We start from the raw sequence: 22,095 nt of genomic DNA on the forward strand, positions 1-22,095 counted from the left end.
GCCCGGCCGTCCCTGCGCCAGGTCGCCGACGTCATGGTCCGGCACGCCGATCGCACGCACCGAACGCCGCTCCTTCTCCCACGGAGATCCATCAGAAGGGCCCTGGTGCTGCGAGGTGACGCCATGCCGGTCCCGGCGTCAGCGGCCGCTTCGTGGCCGTGACCTGCGTGCCGTCAGGAACACCAGCGTGCCGCCCGCCAGCAGCAGGACGGCGGTGCCCGCCCGTAGCAGGACCCCGTCCGCGCCCGTGGCCGCGAGCCCGCCGCCGGTCGTCGTCCCGCTCCCGGTTCCCGTCCCGGAACCGGACGGGCTCGCGGTGGCCGGGGCCGACGCGGGCGCGGAGGCGCCGGGCGACGGGCTGGACGTCGCCGAGCCGGTGGCCTTCACCGTGATCGCCGCGGTGTCGTTCGCCGCGTCGTCGTCACGGTTGGGATAGTCGGGGTTCTCCACCGCCTTCACGCTGCCCTGCGCGCCGGGGACGACCCGGTCGATCCGCACCCTGAACTCCTGGGTCACGGAGGCGCCCGGACGGAAGTCCGTGCTGCCGATCTCGCAGGTGTAGCTCTTCGCGCCGGCCTTCCGCGGTGTGCAGTTCCACAGCGGCCCGGGGTCGCCCTGCTCGCCGGGGCCGGGGGCGCCGGTGATGGTGGTGCCGGCGGGCGGGGTCACCACGAAGGTGCCGGAGTTGCGGGCGTCCGTCCACGGGAAGCCCAACCGGCCCGGCCCGGCGTTCCGCACGCCCACGGTGATGCTCACCGTCTCGCCGACCTTGCCCTCGACCGTGTCACCGAGCGCCTGGTAGTCGGCGTGCTGGGTGGTGGCGAAGGTGCCGTACCCGGATCCGGTGAAGCCGGAACCGGAGGCGACTGACTTCAGGCCGAGCGGCGCGCCGGTGCCGGTGTGCGGGAAGCCGGACGGGTCGAAGGAGTCGGGCGCGGTGCCGCCGACCGGCCACACGACGTAGGAGTTGTAGCCGTACATCGTCTCCGCGGCGGCGGTGTAGCGCAGCGGTGCGTCCGTCTCGTAGGCCGAGCCGGGCGCGACCGCGGTGTCGAACCGGCACCAGGCGCCGACCTCGGGCGAGTCCGCGTAGTGGCAGTTGGAGTGGGCGCGGGCGAGGGAGACGCCGTCGGAGTCCTGGACCAGCAGCATCACGCCCTTGCCGGCGGGGGCGGTGCCGGTGTCGGCGAAGGCCGGGGTCCGCTCGAAGACGGCCCCGGGGGCGATGCCCTTCAGTGCCGGGTAGGGCCGGGTGACGAGCTTCGGGCCGCCGACCAGGACGTCCGTCTTCCCCGTCACGGTGGGCGCGTCGGAGGCGGTGGCGGTGTAGGTGATGGCACCGGTGTCGCCCGCCTTGGCGGCGGCGGTGGGCTTCAGGAAGAACGGGTCGATCGACTCCTTGCCCGACAGCGGGCCCACGTCGCACCGGACCTTGAGGGCGCCGGTGCTCACGCAGTCCCCCGTGACCACCATCGTCGCCTTCCCCGCGAGGGACGACGCGTCGACCGCGACCGAGACGCCGTGGGCGTCCCCGCCCGAGGCGGTGATGCCGAGGTCCAGGTTCGGGCCCTCGCCCGCGGTGGGGAGGTAGTAGTTCTCCTGGGCGTCCAGGACGAGCGTCGTTCCGGCGGCATGGGCGGCCGGGCTCACGAACGCCAGGACAGCGGTCGCGCATGCGGCGGCCGCCGCCGTTCGCCATTTTCCACGTAGTGTCAGCACACTACGTGGACACGCCAAGGCTCCGGAAGGTTGCGCCCGAGCGTCCGTCAGCCGAAGAACAGGTGCCGCTCCGGGAACCTGTACTGCCCTCGGGGCGACCGGCCCCGGCCCTAGGTGTCGAGGAACTCGGGGACGAAGATGTCGCTGCTGGTCAGCAGGCGCTGGGAGAGGCCCTGCTCGTGGTGGTAGCGCAGGAAGGTGTCGACCGCCTTGCGGTTCGCGCGCAGGCCGTAGGGCCACCAGTCGTCGCCGAGCAGGGTGCGGTTGCGTTCGAACAGGCTGCTGAACCAGGGGGTCACCAGGCTCATGTGCTGCTTCGAGGCGTCCTCGATGTAGGTGCGTTCGGCCAGTTCCTTGGCCGTGACGAAGGCGCGGTAGACAGAGCGCAGATCCTCACAACGGTGCACCAGCTCCCGGCGGACCGCGACTATGTGCATCGGGGGGAAGATCCCGGTGCGCCGGTAGTAGTCGCGCTCGACGTTCTCGTAGTCGGGGAAGAGCCGGGCGATCTTCGCCGATCCCCGCACCATGGCCTGGGGCACGTCGACCGAGATGAGCGCGTCGATCTGTCCGGACTCGAGCATGGCACCGAGCGTCTGGCCGTCGTCGGCGTGCCGCACGTCCACGCCGTCCGGCACCGGCTGCGGGAGCCAGTCGAAGGACGGGACGGGGTGGTTGGTGCCGCCGATGACCCAGCGGCACTGGTCGACGGTCACGCCGAACTCGTCCGACAGGATGCCTTTGGGCCAGACGCCTGCGTCGTGTCCGAAGAGTGCGAACTCGCCGAGTGTCCTGCCGGCGAGGTCCTGCGGCTTCTCGATCCCCGCCTCGGTGTTCACGAAGACGGCGGAGTGCCGGAAGTTGCGGTTCGGGAAGATCGGCAGCGCCATGAACGGCGCGTCGTCCAGGTCGAAGGTGCGCAGAAAGTAGGTCAGGCCGAGTTCCGCCACGTCGTAGCGGCCTTCGAGCATGTGCCGGAAGAGGTCCGAGACCAGGGGCTCCGTCTCCAGGGTGGCGTCCACCCCGTCGATCTTCACGCGGCCGTCGAAGAGCGCCTCGGTGTGCTCGTACCGGTAGGTGCCGATGGTCAGCTCGCTGCTCATCAAGATCCCCGCTTCCGTGAATGACCTTTCATTTTCACGATGGTCCGGATAGCGTTCCGTGTCAAGATGAATGATCGTTCACTTCGAGGGAGGCCGGCCATGCCGCGCATCACGCCCGAGCGCCGGGAAGCCAGACGTGCGGAGATCGTGGCGGCAGCGCGCCGGTGTTTCGCGCGGGGCGGCTTCCACCAGACCTCGATGCCGGACATCGCCGCCGCGGCCGGTGTTTCTGCGGGTGCCCCCTACCGCTACTTCGCGAGCAAGGAGGAGATCATCCTGGCCATCGCCTCGGACGCCTTCCGGCTGATCTTCGAGCCGATGGAGCGGGTGGCCGTGGCGGCTGACGCCCCTTCCCTGGGCGACCTGGTCGGCGCCTCCCTCCAGGCCCTGAGCGCCGAGACGGTCACGGACGCCGCGGGGCAGGCGGTGCCGGTCGAGGAACTGTTGCAGTGCGTCGTGCAGACCTGGTCGGAGCTGCTGCGCGACGACGGCGTGCACGCCCGCGCCTCGGAGGGTTTCGAAAGGGTCCGTCGCAGCATCGCCGCCGCCCTGCGCCGCGGACAAGCGGCGGGCGCCGTACCCGCCGTGGAGCCGGAGAGCGGCGCACGGGTGCTGATCGGTCTGCTGCACGGATTCCTGCTCCAGCGTGTGGCCTTCGGCCTGACCGACACGGCGGGGTTCGACGACGCCGTCCGGGGGTTGTTCGCGGCATCGCCGCAGCCGCCGGCGCCATGACGGCCACGCCACAGTGGGATCCGCCCGATGGCGTCGGCACCGCTCAGGGCCGGGTGGCCCGGCCGGTGGTCGCACCGGCCGGGCTGTCACCCGGGTCGCGGACATGACCGAGCGCCCGCCCTGCCGCGGGAAGCGGAGGACGGGCGCCACGGAAGGTCACGCGTTCTTGATCGCCGAGATGTCGAAGTTCAGCTTGATCTTGTCGGAGACCAGGACGCCACCGGTCTCCAGCGCCGCGTTCCACGTCACGCCCCAGTCGGAGCGCTTGATCTCGGCCTTGCCCTCGAAGCCGACGCGCTCGTTGCCGAACGGGTCCTTGGCGGCGCCGTTGAACTCCAGGTCGATGGTGACCGGCTTGGTGACACCGAGGATCGTGAGGTCGCCGGTGATGCGGTAGTCCTCGTCACCGAGGGCCTCCGCCTTGGTGGAGCGGAAGGTCATCGTCGGGAACTCGTCCGTCTTGAAGAAGTCCGCCGACTTCAGGTGGCCGTCACGGTCCGGGCTGCCCGTGGTGATGCTGGCCATCTGGATGTCGAGGGAGGCAGTGGACTTCGAGGGGTCCTCGCCGTCCAGGTGCAGCGTGCCCTCGAACTCCTGGAAGCTGCCCTTGACGTTGGTGACCATCGCGTGACGGGCCACGAAGCCGAGCGTGCTGTGGGCCGGGTCGATCGTGTAGTCGCCGGTGAGCGCGGCGAGGTCGGCGGTCGCGCCGGTGGCGGTGTCGTCGTTCTTGCGGCCGAAGATGCTCATGGGGTGCTCCTTGGGGGGACGGGTCGCGCTGATGTTTAACGTTCAACGAACTCAACGAAGCTCACCGTAGACCTATTCCATCCGGCCTTCAACATCATCGGCCTGCGTGTCGTACCCCTCACTCGGCGTAACGCGACGGATGTCGTACGGTGGGGGCCCGGCCGCCGTCCGAGGGGCCCCGTCACTCCCTGGGTGGTATGGAGGGAGCGGGAATGTGAGGCGGCTCTCGGTCGCCCCCTTTGTGTCACCCCTACAACGGCGAAGCCCTCTGAACAGTCGGAACGGCTGCATGTCGGTCAGGTTCTGTTCAGTGCTTCCAGGAAAACGCGCCGGAGACTGTACGGAGTCGACGTCACGCATTCCTGGGTGTCCTTCGTAAGGTCACTACATGACCGTTTTGGAAGAGACGACGGGCGAGCCCACCGGCGAACCGACGGACGCGCGCGGGCGGGTCGCCGAGCTGCACGAGATCCGTGCGGTGGCCGTGGCCGGGCCCAGCGAGAAGGCGACCGAGGCGCAGCACGCCAAGGGCAAGCTGACGGCCCGGGAGCGCATCGAGCTGCTCCTCGACCCGGGTTCCTTCCAGGAGGTCGAGCAGCTGCGCCGGCACCGCGCCGTCGGGTTCGGCCTGGAGGCCAAGAAGCCCTACACCGACGGTGTCATCACCGGCTGGGGCACGGTCGACGGCCGTACGGTCTTCGTCTACGCCCATGACTTCCGGATCTTCGGCGGCGCGCTGGGCGAGGCCCACGCCACCAAGATCCACAAGATCATGGACATGGCCATCGCGGCCGGCGCACCCCTGGTCTCCCTCAACGACGGCGCGGGCGCCCGTATCCAGGAGGGCGTCTCCGCGCTCGCCGGCTACGGCGGCATCTTCCAGCGCAACACGAAGGCCTCGGGTGTCATCCCGCAGATCTCCGTGATGCTCGGCCCGTGCGCGGGCGGCGCTGCCTACAGCCCCGCCCTCACCGACTTCGTCTTCATGGTCCGCGAGACCTCGCAGATGTTCATCACGGGGCCGGACGTCGTCAAGGCGGTCACCGGCGAGGAGATCACTCAGAACGGCCTCGGCGGCGCCGACGTCCACGCGGAGACCTCCGGCGTCTGCCACTTCGCGTACGACGACGAGGAGACCTGCATCGCCGAGGTGCGGTACCTCCTCTCCCTGCTCCCGCAGAACAACCGCGAGAACCCGCCGCGCGTCGAGTCCACGGACCCCGTCGACCGCCGCTCGGACGTCCTCCTCGACCTGGTCCCGGCGGACGGCAACCGGCCGTACGACATGGCCAAGGTCATCGAGGAGATCGTCGACGACGGCGAGTACCTGGAGGTCCACGAGCGCTGGGCGCGGAACATCATCTGCGCGCTGGCCCGGATCGACGGCCAGGTGGTGGGCATCGTCGCCAACCAACCGCAGGTGCTGGCGGGCGTCCTGGACATCGAGGCGAGTGAAAAAGCTGCGCGCTTTGTCCAGATGTGTGACGCTTTCAATGTTCCGATCGTCACCTTCCTGGACGTGCCGGGCTTCCTCCCCGGTGTCGACCAGGAGCACGGCGGGATCATCCGGCACGGCGCGAAGCTGCTCTACGCCTACTGCAACGCGACCGTTCCCCGGATCTCCCTGATCCTGCGCAAGGCGTACGGAGGTGCCTACATCGTCATGGACTCCCAGTCGATCGGTGCCGACCTGACGTACGCCTGGCCGACGAACGAGATCGCGGTGATGGGCGCGGAGGGCGCGGCCAACGTGATCTTCCGCCGGCAGATCGCCTCCGCCGAGGACCCCGAGGCCATGCGGCAGAAGATGGTCAAGGAGTACAAGGCCGAGCTCATGCACCCCTACTACGCGGCCGAGCGCGGCCTGGTCGACGACGTCATCGACCCGGCCGAGACCCGCGAGGTGCTCGCCAGGTCGCTGGCGATGCTGCACACCAAGCACGCCGACCTGCCGTCCCGTAAGCACGGCAACCCCCCGCAGTAATCCTGCGGAAACCTCTCTCACGGAGACTGACACCCATGAACGTGCCTGACATCCGCGTCGAGAAGGGCAACGCCGACCCGGAGGAAGTCGCCGCCATCACGGCGGTCCTCCTGGCCCGCGCGGCCGCCCGGCCGACCGCCGACACCGAGCAGACCCACCGAGGCCGCGCCAAGGCGGGCTGGCGCCGCCTGGAGCGCGAGAACGGCTTCCGCGCCCCCCACAGCTGGCACGGCTAGGCTGCGCCGCCTGACCGACAGTACGTAGGAGAAGGGCCCCTCTTGCCTGAAGAGGGGCCCTTCTCCTGTGTGTGCCAAGGACCGCCGGGCCGGTTCGGCACCGCCGGACGCCGCCGCCGTGGCTCAGCGCCGTCGCGGCGGGAAAGAGAGTTGCCTGCGCCGCGGCTGCGGCAAAAGCTCGGGCCCCTTCATAGGAAGGGGCCCAGGTATGCGCCCCTGAAGGGGCGCTGGGGGTACCCCCGGCCGAAGGCTGGGGGAGGAACTGCGCGACAAGCCACGATCCGCTCGCGGTCGGCGAACGACCGGTCGTGGCAGCCCGGTCGCCGGAACTACCGGAGCCGGGCCATCAGCGCGTGCTCCACGAGAGTGATCAGCGCGCTCTTCGCGTCCGCACGATGCCGCGCGTCCGTCGTGATGATCGGCGTGTCCGGGCCGATCTGGAGCGCCTCGCGGACCTCTTCCGGGTTGTACGGCTGGTTCCCGTCGAAGCCGTTGAGGGCGATGACGAAGGGCAGGCCGCTGTTCTCGAAGTAGTCCACCGCGGGGAAGCAGTCGGCCAGCCGGCGGGTGTCGACCAGCACGATCGCGCCGATGGCGCCGCGCACCAGGTCGTCCCACATGAACCAGAAGCGGTCCTGGCCGGGCGTGCCGAACAGGTACAGGATCAGGTCCTGGTCCAGGGTGATGCGGCCGAAGTCCATGGCGACCGTGGTGGTCGTCTTGTCCCCGGTGTGGGTGAGGTCGTCGATGCCGGCAGACGCGGACGTCATCACGGCCTCTGTGCGCAGCGGATTGATCTCCGAGACGGCGCCGACGAACGTGGTCTTGCCCACGCCGAAGCCGCCCGCCACCACGATCTTCGCGGAGGTGGTGGAGCGGGAAGGACCGCCGCTAGAGCTTGCGAAGTCCACTGAGCACCCTTTCGAGCAGTGTCACGTCTGGCTGGCCGCCGGCGCTCTCGTCGCCGCCGGGCTGATGGATGGCGACCAGGCCCGCCTCCGCCAAGTCGGCGACGAGGATCCTGGCCACGCCGAGTGGGATCGACAGCAGGGCCGAGACCTCGGCCACCGACTTGATCTCCCGGCAGAGGTTGCAGATCCGCTGATGCTCGGGCAGTTGGCCCTGCATCTGGTGCGGCTGCGCGGTGGTGTGCACCAGCGCCTCGATGGCGAGCTGGTACCGCGGGCGGGTCCGGCCACCGGTCATGGCGTACGGACGCACCAAGGGGTTGTTCGAGCCGGAGGCCGGCGCCGCGTCGGGGCGGCGGTTCGGCTGTACCGGCTGGATGCGGGGCGCCGGCGGCTGGTCGTACGGGGACGGACCGGGGCCCTGCGGCGCGTACGGCTGCCGGTGGCTGGGCGTGGAGGGGAAGTTGTACCGGTTCGCGGAACCGTCGCCGCCCTGGCCCTGCGCAGGACCGTACGGCCAGTTGCCGTTATTCGAACCGCCTGGGGGTGTTGCCACTCTCTCTCCTCCTCCGACCGTGCCGGGCACCCATCCCTGTGGAGCCGCGTCCCGAAACCTTACGGCCCCGGGACGCCAAAACGCACCGTCTGACTATTAGTTGAGAAGGCTTCCCTGGAGTTCCGCACGCAGATCCGGGGTAAGAACCGTGCCCGCGCGGTCGACCAAAAGGGCCATCTCGTATCCAACCAGGCCGATATCGGCCTCGGGGTGGGCCAGGACCGCCAGCGAGGAACCATCAGAAATGGACATGATGAACATGAACCCCCGCTCCATCTCCACAACCGTCTGATTCACGCTGCCGCCCTCGAAGATCCGGGAGGCGCCTGCCGTCAGAGACGTCAGACCGGAGGCGACGGCCGCGAGCTGGTCGGCACGGTCGCGGGGGAAGCCTTCGGACATCGCCAGAAGGAGTCCGTCGGCGGAGACCACCACCGTGTGGGACACCCCCGGGGTGTTGTCCACGAAGTTGGTGATCAACCAGTTCAGGTTCTGTGCCGCCTGGCTCATCGGGCTCACACTAACGCTCCTGGTTGTAGGTGCTGTCAGGACCGAAGCCCTGGCCGTTCGTTTCACTGCCTGCGCTGCGTCCGCGCTGGACGCCTCGACGCAGGTTGCTCAGCCTGCCCCGGACGTCCTCCGGGGCGCGGGAGACCTGTGGGCCTCCCTGAGGGGTGCTCGCGGCGGCTCCCTCGACCAGGTTGGCCTTGGGTACCCGCCTCGGCAGACCGGAGGAGGTGACCCCGCCCGCCTTGGGCTTGCGCAGCGCCGAGGCCTGCTGCCAGCGCTCGTCGTTCTGCGACCGCCAGTTGCTCTCGCCCGTCGTCGGCTCCGCGGCCGGGGCCGCCTGAGCGGCCGGTGCCGGAGCCTGCTGCGCGGAGCTCGTGCCGTTCGCGCCGCCCGTGCCGTTCACACCGTTCGTGCCACCGCCCAGGGATCCCCGGCGGGGCAGTCCGGCGTCGGTCATCTGGTGTCCGGCGGCGGGAGCCGTTCCCGGACGGTCGAAGCCTACGCGGTTCCGCTCGTCCACGTCACCGGCCTGCGCCGACTCCGCTTCGGGAGCGTACTGGGCCGGGTAGCCGTTCTGGTAACCGTCCTGCTGCGGCCAGTCGTCCTGGTAGTCCCGTTCGCGGAAGGACCCGAACGCCTCGGGGGCGGCTGCCTCGGCGGCCGCGGGCTCCTCCTGGACCGGTTCCGGATACGTGGGCTCCGGGTAGCCGCCGCCCGACGGGAACGCCCCGGACGAGAACGGGTCGTGCTGCTGCGGCTGACCGCCGCCCTGCGCGTAGAACTGCTCGTCGTACGTGCTCTGCGACTGCTCCTGGTACGACGGCTGCGCGTCGTAGCCCGTCGGCTGCTCCTGGAATCCCGTACCGCTGGTGTCGTAGCCCTGCCGGCCGCTGTCGAACTCGTCGGTGTACGCCGGGATCTCGGCGGTCTCCTGCGGGGCGCCGGGGAGCTGTGCGGCCTGCGGGGGCTGCGCCTGGGCCTCCAGGGCCGCACGGCGCTCCTCGCGCATCAGGGAACGGCCCACGGGGTCGAGGTCCCGGATGTCGTCGGGGACCTCCGCGTAACGGCTGTCGTCGAAGCCGAGCTCGGCCGCGGTGCGCATCGGCTGGAGCTGCGGCTGGGCGAAGTTCTCGGCCTGGAACTGCTGCTCGGGGATGATCTGCGAGACGGTGAACTCGTCGCGGTCCAGCTGCTGTTCGCCACCGCCACCGTGCGTGATCGCGTCCGGCAGCATGACCAGCGAGGTGGTGCCGGCCTGCTCGCCCGAGGGCCGCAGCTGGACCCGGATGCCGTGCCGGTCGGAGAGCCGGCCGACCACGAACAGGCCCATGCGCTGCGAGATCGCGGCGTCCACGGTCGGCGGGTTGGCCAGCTTGTGGTTGATGTCCGCGAAGTCCTCGGCGGTGAGACCGATGCCCTTGTCGTGGATCTCGATCATGATGCGGCCGTCGGGGAGACGGGTCGCGGTGACGCGGACCTTGGTCTGCGGGGAGGAGAACGTGGTCGCGTTCTCCAGGAGCTCCGCGAGCAGGTGCACGAGGTCGGTGACCGCGCGGCCGTGGATCTCGGCCTCCGGGACGCCGGACAGCTCGATGCGCTCGTACTGCTCCACCTCGGAGGAGGCGGCGCGCAGCACGTCGACCAGCGGGACCGGCTGGTCCCAGCGGCGGCCGGGCTCCTCGCCGGCGAGGACCAGGAGGTTCTCGCCGTTGCGGCGCATACGGGTCGCGAGGTGGTCCAGCCGGAAGAGGTTCTCCAGCTGGTCCGGGTCGGCCTCGTTGTTCTCCAGGTCGGTAATCAGGGTCAGCTGGCCCTCGATCAGCGACTGGTTGCGGCGCGACAGGTTGGTGAAGATCGCGTTGATGTTGCCCCGCAGCAGGGCCTGCTCGGCGGCGAGCCGCACGGCCTCGCGGTGGACCTGGTCGAAGGCGCGGGCGACCTCGCCGATCTCGTCCGTCGAGTTGATCGGGATCGGCGCCACCCGGGTGTCGACCCGGCCGGGGTCGGTGCGGGAGAGCTGGTCGACCAGCATCGGCAGGCGCTGCTCGGCGATGCCGAAGGCGGCGTTGCGCAGCTGGCGCATCGAGCGGGACATCTGGCGCGCCACCATGCCGGCCAGGATGAACGCGGCGAGCAGGGCGACCACGACCGCGGCACCGGTGATGAACGCGGAGGTCTTGGCGTCGTCGGCGATGCCGGACGCCTCGCTCACCGCCTTGTCGGCCATGTCCGACTCGATCGTGCGGTAGGCGTTGTACTTGAGGGTGTTCACCGCCCACCAGTTCTCGGCGGTGATCCCCTTGGCCGCCAGCGCCTGCCGGGTGAGGGGGTTGGTGTCCTGGAGCGTCGCCAGCGCCGAGACCATCGTGGTGGTGCTGGACGGCGGGGCCACGTACTTCGGGTCCTTGGCCTTGGCCTGCTGGACCATGGCCGCGCCGTCGGTCTTGATCTTCTGCTCGAGGTCGGTCAGCTTCTGCGCGTCGGCCTCGGTGCCACCGCCGATGTACTCCTCGACGGCGATCCCCTCCAGGTAGGCGTACGAGGAGATGGCGACCCGCTGGGAGGCCAGGTTGCCGGCGTCCGGTCCCGGCTTGACCAGCAGGTGCATACCGATCGAGCGCTCCAGCGACAGTGCCGCCTTGGTGAGCGCGATGGCGTAGACGGTACGGCCGTAGGAGGTGATGTTTCCGGTGCCCAGACCGAGTTCGTTGGCGAACTCCATCAGCGGGTGGGCGATCTGGGTGTATCCCTCTTCGGTCTTCACGCCGGTGAGCTTGGTGGTGTACGCCAGGGCGCGGAGGTTGGTGAGCTGCGGCTCGGCCTCCCGGAACAGTTTCAGACGGCGTTCCAGGCCGGCCTTGTGCGGCATGTTCTGCGCGGCCGCGTCGAAGGCGTCGGCGGCCTTGTCGGTCCGCTGCCGCGCGTCGGTGACGACCTGCTTGTTCTTGTCCAGCAGGATCGGGGCCGCGCTGACGTCACGCTCGTTGTAGAGGGCGTCGCTGTAGGTCAGGGCGGCGCGGACCAGGCGGGCGGTGTTCTCCGCGTCGCGGGCCTGCTGCCAGGTGTCGATGGAGCTCTTCACCTGGAAACCGCCCATGACCAGGCCGACGGCCACGGGTATGAGCAGGATCGCGTTCAGCCTGGTCGGCACCCGCCAGTTCCGCGGGGAGAAGCGGCCGCCGCTCTTCGGGGGTGCGGCCGGTGGTTCCGCGGCTGGCACAGGGGTGGGCGCCGCAGCGCGCGGCGGCGGGGTGAAGTTGCCCCGTGCCGACGGCTCGGGACCGTTCTTGCTTCGCCTCACTCGACCAACAACCTCTCGGCGGCGGGCACCTGTCGTCGTGCCGCAGTCTCTCAGAGCCCGGTGTGTCACAGACCACTACTCAGTACGTCTTTGACTATTGGGCAGTTCAGGCATTCCAGCACGGGGCCCGGCGCAGTTCCAAACAGTGGAAACCGCCGGAGTACGCTGATGTAAGCCCCAGATAAAACGGTCATAAAGAGCGAGCCCCGCCAAAAGGCGGGGCCGTCGTGCGCGCAGCGGTACCGCGCGACCGCGACGCGTGGCGATACCACTGGATTCCTCTGCCGAAACGTTATGAACACCGGAGCCGACCGTGTCAAAGGCCACAGCCGGCTCCGGTTTCCTTACGGCAACCGCCGTACATCACGTCTGATTTGGGTACGCCAGGCCGCTACCGCAGCCGAGCCATGAGCGCGTGCTCGACCAGGGTGATCAGGGCGCTCTTCGCGTCGGCCCGGTGTCGGGCGTCGGTCGTGATGATGGGCGCGTCCGGGCCGATCTGGAGCGCCTCGCGCACCTCTTCGGGCGTGTAGGGCTGGTGCCCGTCGAAGCCGTTGAGCGCGATGACGAACGGCAGACCGCTGTTCTCGAAGTAGTCCACCGCCGGGAAGCAGTCGGCCAGCCGGCGGGTGTCGACCAGCACGACGGCGCCGATGGCACCGCGCACCAGGTCGTCCCACATGAACCAGAAGCGGTCCTGGCCGGGCGTGCCGAACAGGTACAGGATCAGGTCCTGGTCGAGCGTGATGCGGCCGAAGTCCATGGCCACCGTGGTGGTGGTCTTGTCCCCGGTGTGGGTGAGGTCGTCGATGCCCGCCGAGGCGGACGTCATCACGGCCTCCGTGCGCAGCGGGTTGATCTCGGAGACCGCTCCCACGAACGTGGTCTTGCCGACGCCGAAGCCGCCCGCCACCACGATCTTCGCGGAGGTGGTGGCCCGGCCTCCGTCAGAGCTTGCGAAGTCCACTGAGCACCCTTTCGAGCAGCGTCACGTCCGGAGCGCCGCCGTTGTTCTCGTCGCCGCCCGGCTGGTGGATGGCGACCAGGCCGGCCTCGGCGAGGTCGGCCACCAGGATCCGGGCCACACCCAGCGGCATGGCGAGCAGGGCCGAGACCTCGGCCACCGACTTCACCTCACGGCACAGGTGGCAGATGCGCTGGTGCTCAGGGAGCAGCCCCATGAGCGCTGCCGGGTCGGCCGTGGTGCTGATCAGCGCCTCGATGGCGAGCTGGTAGCGCGGCCGGGTCCGGCCGCCGGTCATCGCGTAAGGACGTACCAGCGGCTGGTCGCCCTCGTCCCCGTACGGCTCCGCGTACGGATCATGAGAGGCGGTGGGCGGGGTCATCGTTCCTCCGGGCGGGACAGCAAGTCGGTCGGGCTAGCCGTCTGACGTGGGCCGGTGGGGGGTTTGTGGCGGCCGGACGGTGATTTGGTGAGGCGGGTTGGATCCAGGCTGTCAGTGGAGCAGACTGCCTTGCAGTTCAGCGCGCAGGTCGGGAGTGAGTACCGCGCCCGCACGGTCGACGAGCAGCGCCATCTCGTAGCCGACGAGGCCGATGTCGCACTCCGGGTGGGCCAGCACCGCGAGGGACGAGCCGTCGGAGATGGACATCAGGAAGAGAAAGCCGCGTTCCATCTCGACGACCGTCTGCGCCACGTTGCCGCCCTCGAAGATCCGGGAGGCCCCGGCCGTCAGCGAGGTGAGTCCGGACGCGACGGCCGCCAGCTGGTCGGCACGGTCCCGCGGGAAGCCTTCGGACATCGCCAGAAGGAGACCGTCGGCGGACACGACGACGGTGTGGGACACACCTGGGGTGTTGTCCACGAAGTTGGTGATCAACCAGTTGAGGTTCTGTGCCGCCTGGCTCATCGGACTCAACTAACGCTCCTGCTGGTGAGTGGGGCTCGGGAAGCTGCCGGTCTGCGGGCCGGGTGCGGCCTGCCTGCCCTGCGCGATACCCCGACGGAGATTGGTCAGCCGGCCGCGAACGTCGTCAGGCGAACGCGAGACCTGCGGACCTGCTTGGTGCTGTTGCTGCTGCTGTGCGGTACCCGGGACGAGGTTCGCCCGGGGCACCCGGCGCGGCAGCCCGGAGGTGGTGACGCCGCCCGCGGCCGGCTGCCGTACGCGCTCCGCCTGCCGGACGAGGTCGTCGTTGGGGGAGGGGCGCCAGGAGCTGGTCGCGGGACGCTGGGGGGCCGCGGCCGCGGGGGCCGGCGGCTGTACGGGGACGGGCGGAAGCGGCGCCGAACCGTTGCCGTTGCCCTGGGGGTGCTGCTCCTCCTGGCCGCCGTGGAACCAGTTGGTCTCCAGCGTGTCGTACAGCGGGGTACGACCGTCACCGGGACCGCTCGCCGGGGGCAGCGCCTCCGGCTCCTGGCGGACCGGCGGCACCGGCTGGCGCTGAGAGGTGCCGAAGTCCATGCTGCGGGCGTTGTTCCCCTGGCCGTTGCCGCCCTGGCCGTTGCCCGCGAAGCCGTTCTGGCGACCGGGCAGGGAGTGCTGGCCGGTGGAGCCGCCGTCGAAGGGCGGGGTGGCGAACTGGCCGGTGGAGCCGTTGTCGTAGGCCTGCGGAGCGGCGAACTGGCCGGTGTGCTGGGGGCCGCCCGGCTGACCGGCCGGGGTGCCGAAGACGTCGGACCGGACGAACGACCCGGAGTCCTGCTGGCCGGTCACGTTCGGACGCGGGAAGGAACCGGTGTCCTGCTGGCCGTTCATCCCCTGGCGGGGGAACGCGCCGGTGTTCTGGCCGCCGGGGACGTTGAAGTCCGGGCGCGGGAACTCGCCGGTGGACGACGGGCCCTGCGGGATGGCCGGCATCTGCGAGGTGGCGCCGAGGTCGTGCCGCTCGTCGATGCGGGGCATCGGCGCGGTGTGACCCTGGTCCTGCTCGTCGTGGCCGCGCGGCGTGTCCAGCGAGGCGCGGGAGAGCGGCGGCTGGGCGTTGTCGTCGCTCCAGCTGGGCCGGCCCCCCTGCGGGTTGCCACCGGGCAGCTCGGCCCGCGGACCGCCGCGCGGCGGGAGCTGCGGCTGACGGCCCTGGTCGGAGGGGCTCGCGGCGCGCTGCGGCGGGACCGGGCCGCGGTTGCCGAAGGCGTCCTGGCCGCCGAAGGGATCCTGCGGGTTGCCGAACGCGTCCTGGTTGCCGAAGGCCGCGCCGTTCTGTCGGCCGCCCTGCGGGGCCTGCGGGGCCTGCGGGCCGCGGGCGCCGCCGGGCGCACCGGGACGGTTGCCGTTCGGACCCGTGCCGGGCAGCGCGGCCCGGGGACCCTGGCCCGCGCCGACCTGACCGCGCGGACCGGCACCGGCACCGAGCAGCCCGCCACCGGAGGGCCCGCCGGAACCGAGAGCGCCACCGCGCGAGCCGCCCGGGGCACCGCCGCCGAGCGCCGGGGCGGGGGCACCCGCGCCGAGCGGACCCGGAGCGCCGCCCTGGCCGTTGCCCCGCCGGGCCGCCGCGGCACCGGCCGCGGCCTGCGCGGCGGCCGGACCACCGGTCGACGCCGGGGCGCCGGGCTTGCCGGGAGCGGGCTTCTTGCCGCCCTGGGCGACGTCGACCGGGAGCATGACCAGCGCGGTCGTACCACCGGAGTCGGACGGGCGCAGCTGGATGCGGATGCCGTGCCGCTGGGACAGCCGGCCGACCACGAACAGACCCATGCGGCGGGAGACGGAGACGTCCACGGTGGGCGGCGAGGCGAGCCGCTCGTTGATCGCGGCGAGGTCCTCGGGGGAGAGGCCGATACCGGTGTCGTGGATCTCGATCAGCACCCGGCCGTCGGGCAGCGCGTGACCGGTGACCTTGACCTTGGTCTGCGGGGAGGAGAAGGAGGTCGCGTTCTCGAGCAGCTCGGCGAGCAGGTGCACGAGGTCGTTGACCACGCGGCCGGCGACCTCGGTCGTCGGCACCGCGGCCAGCTCGATCCGCTCGTACTGCTCCACCTCGGACGCGGCGGCGCGGAGCACGTCGACCAGCGGGACCGGACGGGTCCAGCGGCGGCCGGGTTCCTCACCCGCGAGGACGAGGAGGTTCTCACCGTTACGGCGCATACGCGTCGCGAGGTGGTCGAGCTTGAAGAGGGAGGACAGCTGGTCCGGGTCGGCCTCGCGGGACTCCAGTTCGGAGATGAGCGAGAGCTGACGCTGGATGAGGCCCTGGGAACGGCGCGAGAGGTTGGTGAACATCGCGTTGACGTTGCCCCGCAGCAGGGCCTGCTCGGCGGCGAGGCGGACCGCCTCGCGGTGCACGTCGTCGAAGGCCGCGGCCACCTGGCCGATCTCGTCCCGGGAGTGCACACCGACCGACTCCACGGACGTGTCGACGTCCTGCGGGTCGGACTCGGAGAGCTGCTTGACCAGCTCGGGCAGGCGGTCCTGGGCGACCTTGGTGGCGGTCTCCTGGAGGCGGCGCAGCGAGCGGATCATGGACCGGGCCACGATGAAGGCGCCGACCAGCGAGACACCGAGGACGAGCAGGATCAGCGCACCGGAGATGATGGCCGACTGCTCGGAGGAGTTGCGCAGCTCGCGCGCCTTCTGCTCCATGTCCTCGAGCAGCGTGTGCTCGATCTTCTGCATCTGGTCGATCTTGGTCGAGCTGTCGTCCACCCAGTCGCGGTACGACCGCTTGGACAGCTCGTTCAGACCGTTCTGGGCGCCGAGCGCACGCTTGGCGTAGGTGTTGGCGGCCTCGATCGTCGGGTTGTTCTCGTCGATCGGCTTGAGCAGCTCGGCCGCGTTGCCGGTGTAGATCTTCCGGAAGATCGTCAGCTCGGAGGTCTCGCTCGCCTGGGCCGACTCGCCGTAGAGGCGGTCGTTCTCCGAGAGGTCGCCCGCGTTGGTGTTGTTGGCGGGCAGGGCAGCGGCGATGACGGCGCGCTGGACGGACGCGTACTCCTTGGCGGTCGAGAACGCCGCCAGGGCGCGGGTGCGCTGGATCATCTCCGGGTTGCTGGAGGCCTGCGCCATGTCCTGCGAGAGGTCGATCAGCTGGGTGATCAGCCGGTGGTAGGCCTCCACCGTCTGGGTCGAGTTCCGCTGCTGCTGGTAGGCGTCCTTGCGGATCTTCGCCAGGTCGTCCAGCTGGCCGGCCAGGCCGACGAGGCTGTCGCGGACGCCCTGGAGCTGACCGTTCTTGCTCGCGGTGTCGATTTCCTCGGAGGCGTTGAGGAAGTTCTCGCGGGCCCGGTCGGTCTTCTCCTCGAATCCCTTGACCGTCACGCTGTTCGTCGACTGACCGTGCGCCAGCGGACCGGCCGACTGGTCGCGCTCGTCCTGGAGCGCCTGGGCCAGCTCGGTGGCCTGCTTGGTCATGTCCGTCAGCAGCTTGATGTTGTCGAGCTGCTGGATGTCGTCCAGGGACTGGTTGATACGCACCGCGCCCAGCGTCGTGGCCGCGACCACGGGGAGCGCGAGCAGCGACACCAGGCGCGTGGAGATACGCCAGTTGCGCAGGGCTATGCGCGAGCCCGGGTTGGACGACCCCTTCGCGGGCTTGATCGGGGGCGCCGGCGCGGCGGTCGGCTGGGGGCCCGTGGAGCCCGTCGACCCCGAGGAAGCAGACACGGCGGGACGCCCGGAGCGCTCACCGCCGTCACCACCGCCGACCGGGGCCGGGCCCGGGTTCTGGGCGTGCTGGGGCGAGGAACCGCGGTCGGTCCCGCCGTGCGCCTCCGGCTCCGCCGGAGCGCTGCCATCCCTCTTGAAACGTCCCTGCACTAGCGTCGCAACCTCTGGACCAGGCGCCCCTCCGCTGAACGGAGGGACACGGTGTCGGCGTTGTACGGGGAGCGCCCTGAATACGCCCCCTGATTGGTCGTGAGTGTGACCGGCGCTGGCTCCCCCTGTCTCGCCGCCACTCGGCGCTGTGTTGCGCCCCCTGCGCGCCGGCTCGATCCTGCGGCGGTTCCGTGGAATTCCAGCACAGTGCCGGATCTCCAACAAGGGCCGTGGACCGAGCTGTGACCTCCGTGACAGCGTGTGAGTGACACGTTACGAGATGTCTAGGCCGTTCGCGTACATAACGGACGTATGCCTGCCAGTCGCGCCTGCGTCGCCCGTGTCCCAGTCGCCATGATCAGGAGCGGAATGACAGGTTCAGTTCGGCAATGTCCGTTTCGTTGCCGAGAGTTGCCAGTGAGAAATGACCCCTTTGTCCCTACCTTCGTGAGCAAACTCACACGGGGATCAGGGCTAGTTGGCGACTTCCGTCGGGAATTCGATGTTTAGCCTGGCGCTTTACAAGAGGCGACGCTCTGCCAACCCACACACGACGGGGTCCACTGCAACCGTGAAGACGACGATGATGTTCCGCAACATAGCCAACCCCCGGCGCACCACCCTCGCCCACCTGAAGGACGCCGAGGAGCTGGGGACCCCCGCACTGCCCGAGCACTCCCTCGACCTCCCCGCCCAGACCGCCAACCCGCGGCGCACGATCCTCATGGAGGCCCCCGCCGGGACCCCGGTCGCCGAGTAGGACGGGACCGCCCTCCAGTACGGGGCCGAGGCCGCCGTTCACTCAGTCACCTGGGTAATTCCACGGCGGCCGCCCCGCCCCGCGTTAGCCTGGAGCGTCAGACTCCAGCCGGCTCAGTGAGGGGCGCCAGGATCCCGTGCGCATCGCCAGGTTCTCCATCGACGGGAACGTCGCCTTCGGCGCCGTCGAGGGCGACAAGCAGGACGAACTCGTCCTCGACATCATCAAGGGCATTCCGTTCGCCGACTTCGAGCTCTCGGGGACCAAGGTCCCGCTGAGCAAGGTCAGGCTCCTGCCGCCGGTGCTCCCCAACAAGGTCGTGGCCTACGGCCGCAACTACGCGGAGCACGCCAAGGAACTCGGCAACGAGGTCCCGGACGCCCCCTTCGCCTTCTTCAAGCCGTCCACCTCGGTGATCGGCCCCGGGGACGCGATCCAGTACCCCGCCTTCTCCCAGGAGCTCCACCACGAGGCCGAACTGGCCGTGGTCATCGGCCGCATGTGCCGGGAGGTCCCGCGCGAGCGCGCGGCGGACGTCATCTTCGGTTACACCTGCGCCAACGACGTCACCGCCCGTGACGTGCAGAAGCGCGAGAAGCAGTGGGCCCGGGCCAAGGGCTTCGACACCTCCTGCCCGCTCGGCCCCTGGGTGGAGACGGACCTCGACCTCGCCACCGCGTCCGACCTGACGATCCAGCTCACCGTCGACGGCGAACAGCGTCAGCTCGGCCGTACGAGCGAGATGATCCACCCCATCGCGGACCTGATCGTCCACATCACCGAGGCCATGACGCTGCTGCCCGGCGACGTGATCCTCACCGGCACCCCGGCAGGGGTCGGCCCCCTCAACGTCGGCGACGAGGTCGCCGTCACCATCGAAGGCATCGGCACTCTCACCAACAAGGTTGTCAAGCGTGGCTAGCGCATCCGGCTCCCCCGTCCGCGTACGTTTCTGCCCCTCGCCCACCGGTAACCCCCACGTGGGCCTGGTCCGCACCGCCCTGTTCAACTGGGCGTTCGCCCGCCACCACAAGGGCACCCTGGTCTTCCGTATCGAGGACACCGACGCCGCCCGCGACTCCGAGGAGTCGTACCAGCAGCTGCTCGACGCGATGCGCTGGCTGGGCTTCGACTGGGACGAGGGCCCCGAGGTCGGCGGCCCGCACGCGCCGTACCGCCAGTCGCAGCGGATGGACATCTACCAGGACGTCGCGCGGAAGCTTCTCGACGCCGGCCACGCCTACCACTGCTACTGCTCCCAGGAGGAGCTGGACAGCCGCCGCGAGGCCGCCCGCGCCGCCGGCAAGCCGTCCGGCTACGACGGCCACTGCCGCGACCTCACCGCCGAGCAGGTCGAGGCGTACCAGGCCCAGGGCCGTACGCCGATCGTCCGCTTCCGGATGCCCGACGAGGCGATCACCTTCACGGACCTGGTCCGCGGCGAGCTGACCTTCACCCCGGAGAACGTCCCGGACTACGGCATCGTCCGCGCGAACGGCGCCCCGCTCTACACGCTGGTCAACCCGGTTGACGACGCCCTGATGGAGATCACCCACGTCCTGCGCGGCGAGGACCTGCTCTCCTCCACCCCGCGTCAGGTCGCCCTCTACAGGGCGCTGACCGAGCTGGGCATCGCCCGGCAGACCCCGGCCTTCGGTCACCTCCCCTACGTCATGGGCGAGGGCAACAAGAAGCTGTCCAAGCGCGACCCGCAGGCGTCCCTGAACCTCTACCGCGAGCAGGGCTTCCTGCCCGAGGGCCTGCTCAACTACCTCTCGCTGCTGGGCTGGTCGCTCTCCGCGGACCAGGACATCTTCTCGATCGACGAGATGGTCGCCGCCTTCGACATCTCCGACGTGAACCCCAACCCGGCCCGCTTCGACCTGAAGAAGTGCGAGGCGATCAACGCCGACCACATCCGCATGCTGGACGTGAAGGACTTCACCGAGCGCTGCGCCCCCTGGCTGAAGGCCCCCTTCGCCCCCTGGGCCCCGGAGGACTTCGACGAGGCGAAGTGGGAGGCGATCGCCCCGCACGCCCAGACCCGCCTGAAGGTCCTCTCGGAGATCACCGACAACGTCGACTTCCTGTTCCTCCCGGAGCCGGCCGTGGACGAGGCGTCCTGGGCCAAGGCCATGAAGGAGGGCAGCGACGCCCTCCTGGCCACGGCCCGCGAGAAGCTGGAGGCGGCCGACTGGACCTCCCCCGAGTCCCTCAAGGAGGCCGTCCTGGCCGCCGGTGAGGCGCACGGCCTCAAGCTCGGCAAGGCCCAGGCGCCGGTCCGGGTCGCCGTCACCGGCCGCACGGTCGGCCTGCCCCTCTTCGAGTCCCTGGAGATCCTCGGCAAGGAGAAGACCCTGGCCCGGATCGACGCGGCGCTGGCCAGGCTGGCCGCGTAGCGCACGCGCGCGTCACACGCGCGCGTCAGGGGCGGCCCCGGTTCATCCCGGGGCCGCCCCTTCGCCGTACCCGCCGGGTACCGTCGGGCGTATGACGATCAGGGCCGTGGTCTGGGACGTGGACGACACTCTCTTCGACTACACGAGCGCCGACCGCCAGGGCATGCGGGCGCACCTCGCGGCCGAGGGGCTGCTCGCGGCGTACGGGAGCGCCGAGGCGGCGCTGGTGCGGTGGCGGGAGATCACCGATCAGCAGTGGGCGCGGTTCTCGGCGGGGGAGGTGTCCTTCGAGGAGCAGCGCCGGGAGCGGATCCGGGTGTTCCTCGGGGAGGCGCTGAGCGGCGACGAGGCCGACGCCTGGTTCGGGCGCTACCGCACGCACTACGAGGCCGCCTGGGCCCTCTTCCCGGACGTCCTGCCCGCCCTCGACGCGCTCGCCGCGGGCTACCGGCACGCCGTGCTGTCCAACTCCAGCCTGCACGTCCAGGACCCCAAGCTGCGGGCGCTCGGTGTGCACGACCGCTTCGAGGTCATCCTGTGCGCCGCCGAACTCGGCGTCTCCAAGCCCGCGGCCGGCGCCTTCCTGGCGGCCTGCGCGGCGCTGGAACTGGCCCCGCACGAGGTCGCGTACGTCGGGGACCACCCGGAGATCGACGCGCGCGGTGCCGTCGACGCCGGGCTGCTGTCGGTGTGGATCGACCGGCGCGGAGCGTCCACCGGGGCCGACGCACCCGCCGGCCCGCACCGGATCGCCTCCCTCGCCGAACTGCCCGCGCTGCTGCGCGCCGATACCCGTTTTGGAGCCCCGTCCACCTTCAGGTAATGTTCTTCCTGCGCCGCCGGGGAGCGGGCCGAAAGGCCGGAACCGGAGGAGCGAAACTAGAACAAGATCCCCTCAGGGGCTTGCGTTCCAGTGGCCTATGGTGTAATTGGCAGCACGACTGATTCTGGTTCAGTTAGTCTTGGTTCGAGTCCAGGTAGGCCAGCTCGCAGAGCTCATCTGCAAAGCCCCCGTTGTGTAGCGGCCTAGCACGCTGCCCTCTCAAGGCAGTAGCGCCGGTTCGAATCCGGTCGGGGGTACGGAGATCATCTACGGATGATCGCTAGGGCCCCCGTTGTGTAGCGGCCTAGCACGCCGCCCTCTCAAGGCGGTAGCGCCGGTTCGAATCCGGTCGGGGGTACGAACTGGTCTAAACCATCATTGGTCTATGGTGTAATTGGCAGCACGACTGATTCTGGTTCAGTTAGTCTTGGTTCGAGTCCAGGTAGACCAGCTGGGATCTGCGGCGTTGCACAGCAAACGCTTGTAAGATCCACGCCCCCGTTGTGTAGCGGCCTAGCACGCCGCCCTCTCAAGGCGGTAGCGCCGGTTCGAATCCGGTCGGGGGTACAGACGACGAAGGCCCTCCGCTCC

The 22,095-nt window shown here is 70.1% G+C and carries 18 protein-coding genes and 5 tRNA genes; 12 read left to right on the forward strand and 11 right to left on the reverse strand.

Annotation, left to right across the window (positions count from 1 at the left end; translation table 11 throughout):
- Positions 1-138: 138 nt before the first annotated feature.
- Complete coding sequence (locus AB0958_RS39565) at positions 139-1,650, reverse strand: hypothetical protein (RefSeq protein WP_366895320.1); 1,512 nt, start codon at positions 1,648-1,650, stop codon at positions 139-141.
- 179 nt (positions 1,651-1,829) lie between these two features.
- Positions 1,830-2,822 (reverse strand): 4,5-dihydroxyphthalate decarboxylase, encoded by a 993-nt coding sequence (locus tag AB0958_RS39570; RefSeq protein WP_366895321.1) that lies wholly within the window; start codon positions 2,820-2,822, stop codon positions 1,830-1,832.
- A 99-nt stretch (positions 2,823-2,921) separates the two neighbouring features.
- On the opposite strand from AB0958_RS39570, the gene AB0958_RS39575 reads away from it, so the two are divergent.
- Positions 2,922-3,557, forward strand: a complete 636-nt coding sequence (locus tag AB0958_RS39575) for a TetR/AcrR family transcriptional regulator (protein ID WP_366895322.1) — start codon at positions 2,922-2,924, stop codon at positions 3,555-3,557.
- A 156-nt stretch (positions 3,558-3,713) separates the two neighbouring features.
- On the opposite strand, the gene AB0958_RS39580 is transcribed toward AB0958_RS39575, so the two are convergent.
- Positions 3,714-4,307 (reverse strand): YceI family protein, encoded by a 594-nt coding sequence (locus AB0958_RS39580; protein WP_366895323.1) that lies wholly within the window; start codon positions 4,305-4,307, stop codon positions 3,714-3,716.
- 388 nt (positions 4,308-4,695) lie between these two features.
- Here AB0958_RS39580 and AB0958_RS39585 point away from each other — a divergent pair, with 388 nt between their 5' ends.
- Together AB0958_RS39585 and AB0958_RS39590 are read left to right on the forward strand one after the other, a co-directional pair.
- Positions 4,696-6,291, forward strand: a complete 1,596-nt coding sequence (locus AB0958_RS39585) for an acyl-CoA carboxylase subunit beta (RefSeq protein ID WP_366895324.1) — start codon at positions 4,696-4,698, stop codon at positions 6,289-6,291.
- Between the two features lie 35 nt (positions 6,292-6,326).
- A complete protein-coding gene (locus AB0958_RS39590) occupies positions 6,327-6,527 on the forward strand; it encodes an acyl-CoA carboxylase subunit epsilon (protein WP_046729245.1) in 201 nt (66 codons plus the stop codon).
- 329 nt (positions 6,528-6,856) lie between these two features.
- On the opposite strand, the gene AB0958_RS39595 is transcribed toward AB0958_RS39590, so the two are convergent.
- The 8 genes from AB0958_RS39595 to AB0958_RS39630 form a co-directional block, all read right to left on the reverse strand.
- Positions 6,857-7,438 carry an ATP/GTP-binding protein gene (locus tag AB0958_RS39595; protein WP_046729246.1) on the reverse strand — a complete coding sequence of 194 codons (582 nt, stop codon included), beginning with the start codon at positions 7,436-7,438 and terminating at the stop codon, positions 6,857-6,859.
- A complete protein-coding gene (locus tag AB0958_RS39600) occupies positions 7,419-7,991 on the reverse strand; it encodes a DUF742 domain-containing protein (RefSeq protein WP_366895325.1) in 573 nt (190 codons plus the stop codon). Before AB0958_RS39600 ends, AB0958_RS39595 begins: the two co-directional genes overlap by 20 nt.
- Before the next feature lie 96 nt (positions 7,992-8,087).
- Complete coding sequence (locus AB0958_RS39605; RefSeq protein WP_046729253.1) at positions 8,088-8,501, reverse strand: roadblock/LC7 domain-containing protein; 414 nt, start codon at positions 8,499-8,501, stop codon at positions 8,088-8,090.
- Between the two features lie 10 nt (positions 8,502-8,511).
- Positions 8,512-11,802 (reverse strand): nitrate- and nitrite sensing domain-containing protein, encoded by a 3,291-nt coding sequence (locus AB0958_RS39610; RefSeq protein WP_366895327.1) that lies wholly within the window; start codon positions 11,800-11,802, stop codon positions 8,512-8,514.
- A gap of 391 nt (positions 11,803-12,193) precedes the next feature.
- The gene (locus AB0958_RS39615; RefSeq protein WP_046729249.1) at positions 12,194-12,769 is read right to left on the reverse strand and encodes an ATP/GTP-binding protein; all 576 of its coding nucleotides are present in this window, start codon (positions 12,767-12,769) and stop codon (positions 12,194-12,196) included.
- Positions 12,750-13,148 carry a DUF742 domain-containing protein gene (locus AB0958_RS39620; protein WP_019058642.1) on the reverse strand — a complete coding sequence of 133 codons (399 nt, stop codon included), beginning with the start codon at positions 13,146-13,148 and terminating at the stop codon, positions 12,750-12,752. The genes AB0958_RS39615 and AB0958_RS39620 overlap by 20 nt, the downstream gene beginning before the upstream one ends.
- A 111-nt stretch (positions 13,149-13,259) precedes the next feature.
- Entirely contained in the window at positions 13,260-13,673 is a 414-nt protein-coding gene (locus AB0958_RS39625; RefSeq protein ID WP_030382516.1) for a roadblock/LC7 domain-containing protein, read from the reverse strand.
- 9 nt (positions 13,674-13,682) lie between these two features.
- Positions 13,683-17,522: a nitrate- and nitrite sensing domain-containing protein gene (locus AB0958_RS39630; protein WP_366895328.1), complete on the reverse strand. Its 3,840-nt coding sequence runs from the start codon at positions 17,520-17,522 to the stop codon at positions 13,683-13,685.
- A 571-nt stretch (positions 17,523-18,093) separates the two neighbouring features.
- Between AB0958_RS39630 and AB0958_RS39635 the strand changes: the two genes are divergently transcribed.
- The 9 genes from AB0958_RS39635 (at position 18,094) to AB0958_RS39675 (ending at position 22,071) form a co-directional block, all read left to right on the forward strand.
- The gene (locus tag AB0958_RS39635) at positions 18,094-18,282 is read left to right on the forward strand and encodes a hypothetical protein (RefSeq protein WP_366895329.1); all 189 of its coding nucleotides are present in this window, start codon (positions 18,094-18,096) and stop codon (positions 18,280-18,282) included.
- A gap of 136 nt (positions 18,283-18,418) precedes the next feature.
- Positions 18,419-19,204, forward strand: a complete 786-nt coding sequence (locus tag AB0958_RS39640) for a fumarylacetoacetate hydrolase family protein (protein WP_366895330.1) — start codon at positions 18,419-18,421, stop codon at positions 19,202-19,204.
- Entirely contained in the window at positions 19,197-20,681 is a 1,485-nt protein-coding gene (gene gltX, locus AB0958_RS39645; RefSeq protein WP_366895331.1) for a glutamate--tRNA ligase, read from the forward strand. The genes AB0958_RS39640 and gltX overlap by 8 nt, the downstream gene beginning before the upstream one ends.
- A gap of 91 nt (positions 20,682-20,772) precedes the next feature.
- On the forward strand, positions 20,773-21,504 hold the full coding sequence (locus tag AB0958_RS39650) for an HAD family hydrolase (protein WP_366895332.1): 732 nt from the start codon (positions 20,773-20,775) through the stop codon (positions 21,502-21,504).
- Between the two features lie 91 nt (positions 21,505-21,595).
- A tRNA-Gln gene (locus AB0958_RS39655) sits at positions 21,596-21,667 on the forward strand.
- Between the two features lie 21 nt (positions 21,668-21,688).
- Positions 21,689-21,761, forward strand: a tRNA-Glu gene (locus tag AB0958_RS39660).
- 28 nt (positions 21,762-21,789) lie between these two features.
- Positions 21,790-21,862: transfer RNA gene (locus AB0958_RS39665), tRNA-Glu, on the forward strand.
- Positions 21,863-21,883: 21 nt separating this feature from the next.
- Positions 21,884-21,955, forward strand: a tRNA-Gln gene (locus AB0958_RS39670).
- Between the two features lie 43 nt (positions 21,956-21,998).
- A tRNA-Glu gene (locus tag AB0958_RS39675) sits at positions 21,999-22,071 on the forward strand.
- Positions 22,072-22,095: the final 24 nt, after the last annotated feature.

Source organism: Streptomyces sp. NPDC006655 (assembly GCF_040703965.1).
In the GTDB taxonomy this organism is placed as follows: Bacteria; Actinomycetota; Actinomycetes; order Streptomycetales; family Streptomycetaceae; genus Streptomyces.

Coding starts and splice junctions, on each gene's coding strand:
- AB0958_RS39620 (WP_019058642.1), bottom strand. CDS start 13,148: ATGACCCCGCCCACCGCCTCTCATGATCCGTACGCGGAGCCGTACGGG.
- AB0958_RS39570 (WP_366895321.1), bottom strand. CDS start 2,822: ATGAGCAGCGAGCTGACCATCGGCACCTACCGGTACGAGCACACCGAG.
- AB0958_RS39590 (WP_046729245.1), top strand. CDS start 6,327: ATGAACGTGCCTGACATCCGCGTCGAGAAGGGCAACGCCGACCCGGAG.
- AB0958_RS39580 (WP_366895323.1), bottom strand. CDS start 4,307: ATGAGCATCTTCGGCCGCAAGAACGACGACACCGCCACCGGCGCGACC.
- AB0958_RS39575 (WP_366895322.1), top strand. CDS start 2,922: ATGCCGCGCATCACGCCCGAGCGCCGGGAAGCCAGACGTGCGGAGATC.
- AB0958_RS39585 (WP_366895324.1), top strand. CDS start 4,696: ATGACCGTTTTGGAAGAGACGACGGGCGAGCCCACCGGCGAACCGACG.
- AB0958_RS39650 (WP_366895332.1), top strand. CDS start 20,773: ATGACGATCAGGGCCGTGGTCTGGGACGTGGACGACACTCTCTTCGAC.
- AB0958_RS39605 (WP_046729253.1), bottom strand. CDS start 8,501: ATGAGCCAGGCGGCACAGAACCTGAACTGGTTGATCACCAACTTCGTG.
- AB0958_RS39625 (WP_030382516.1), bottom strand. CDS start 13,673: ATGAGCCAGGCGGCACAGAACCTCAACTGGTTGATCACCAACTTCGTG.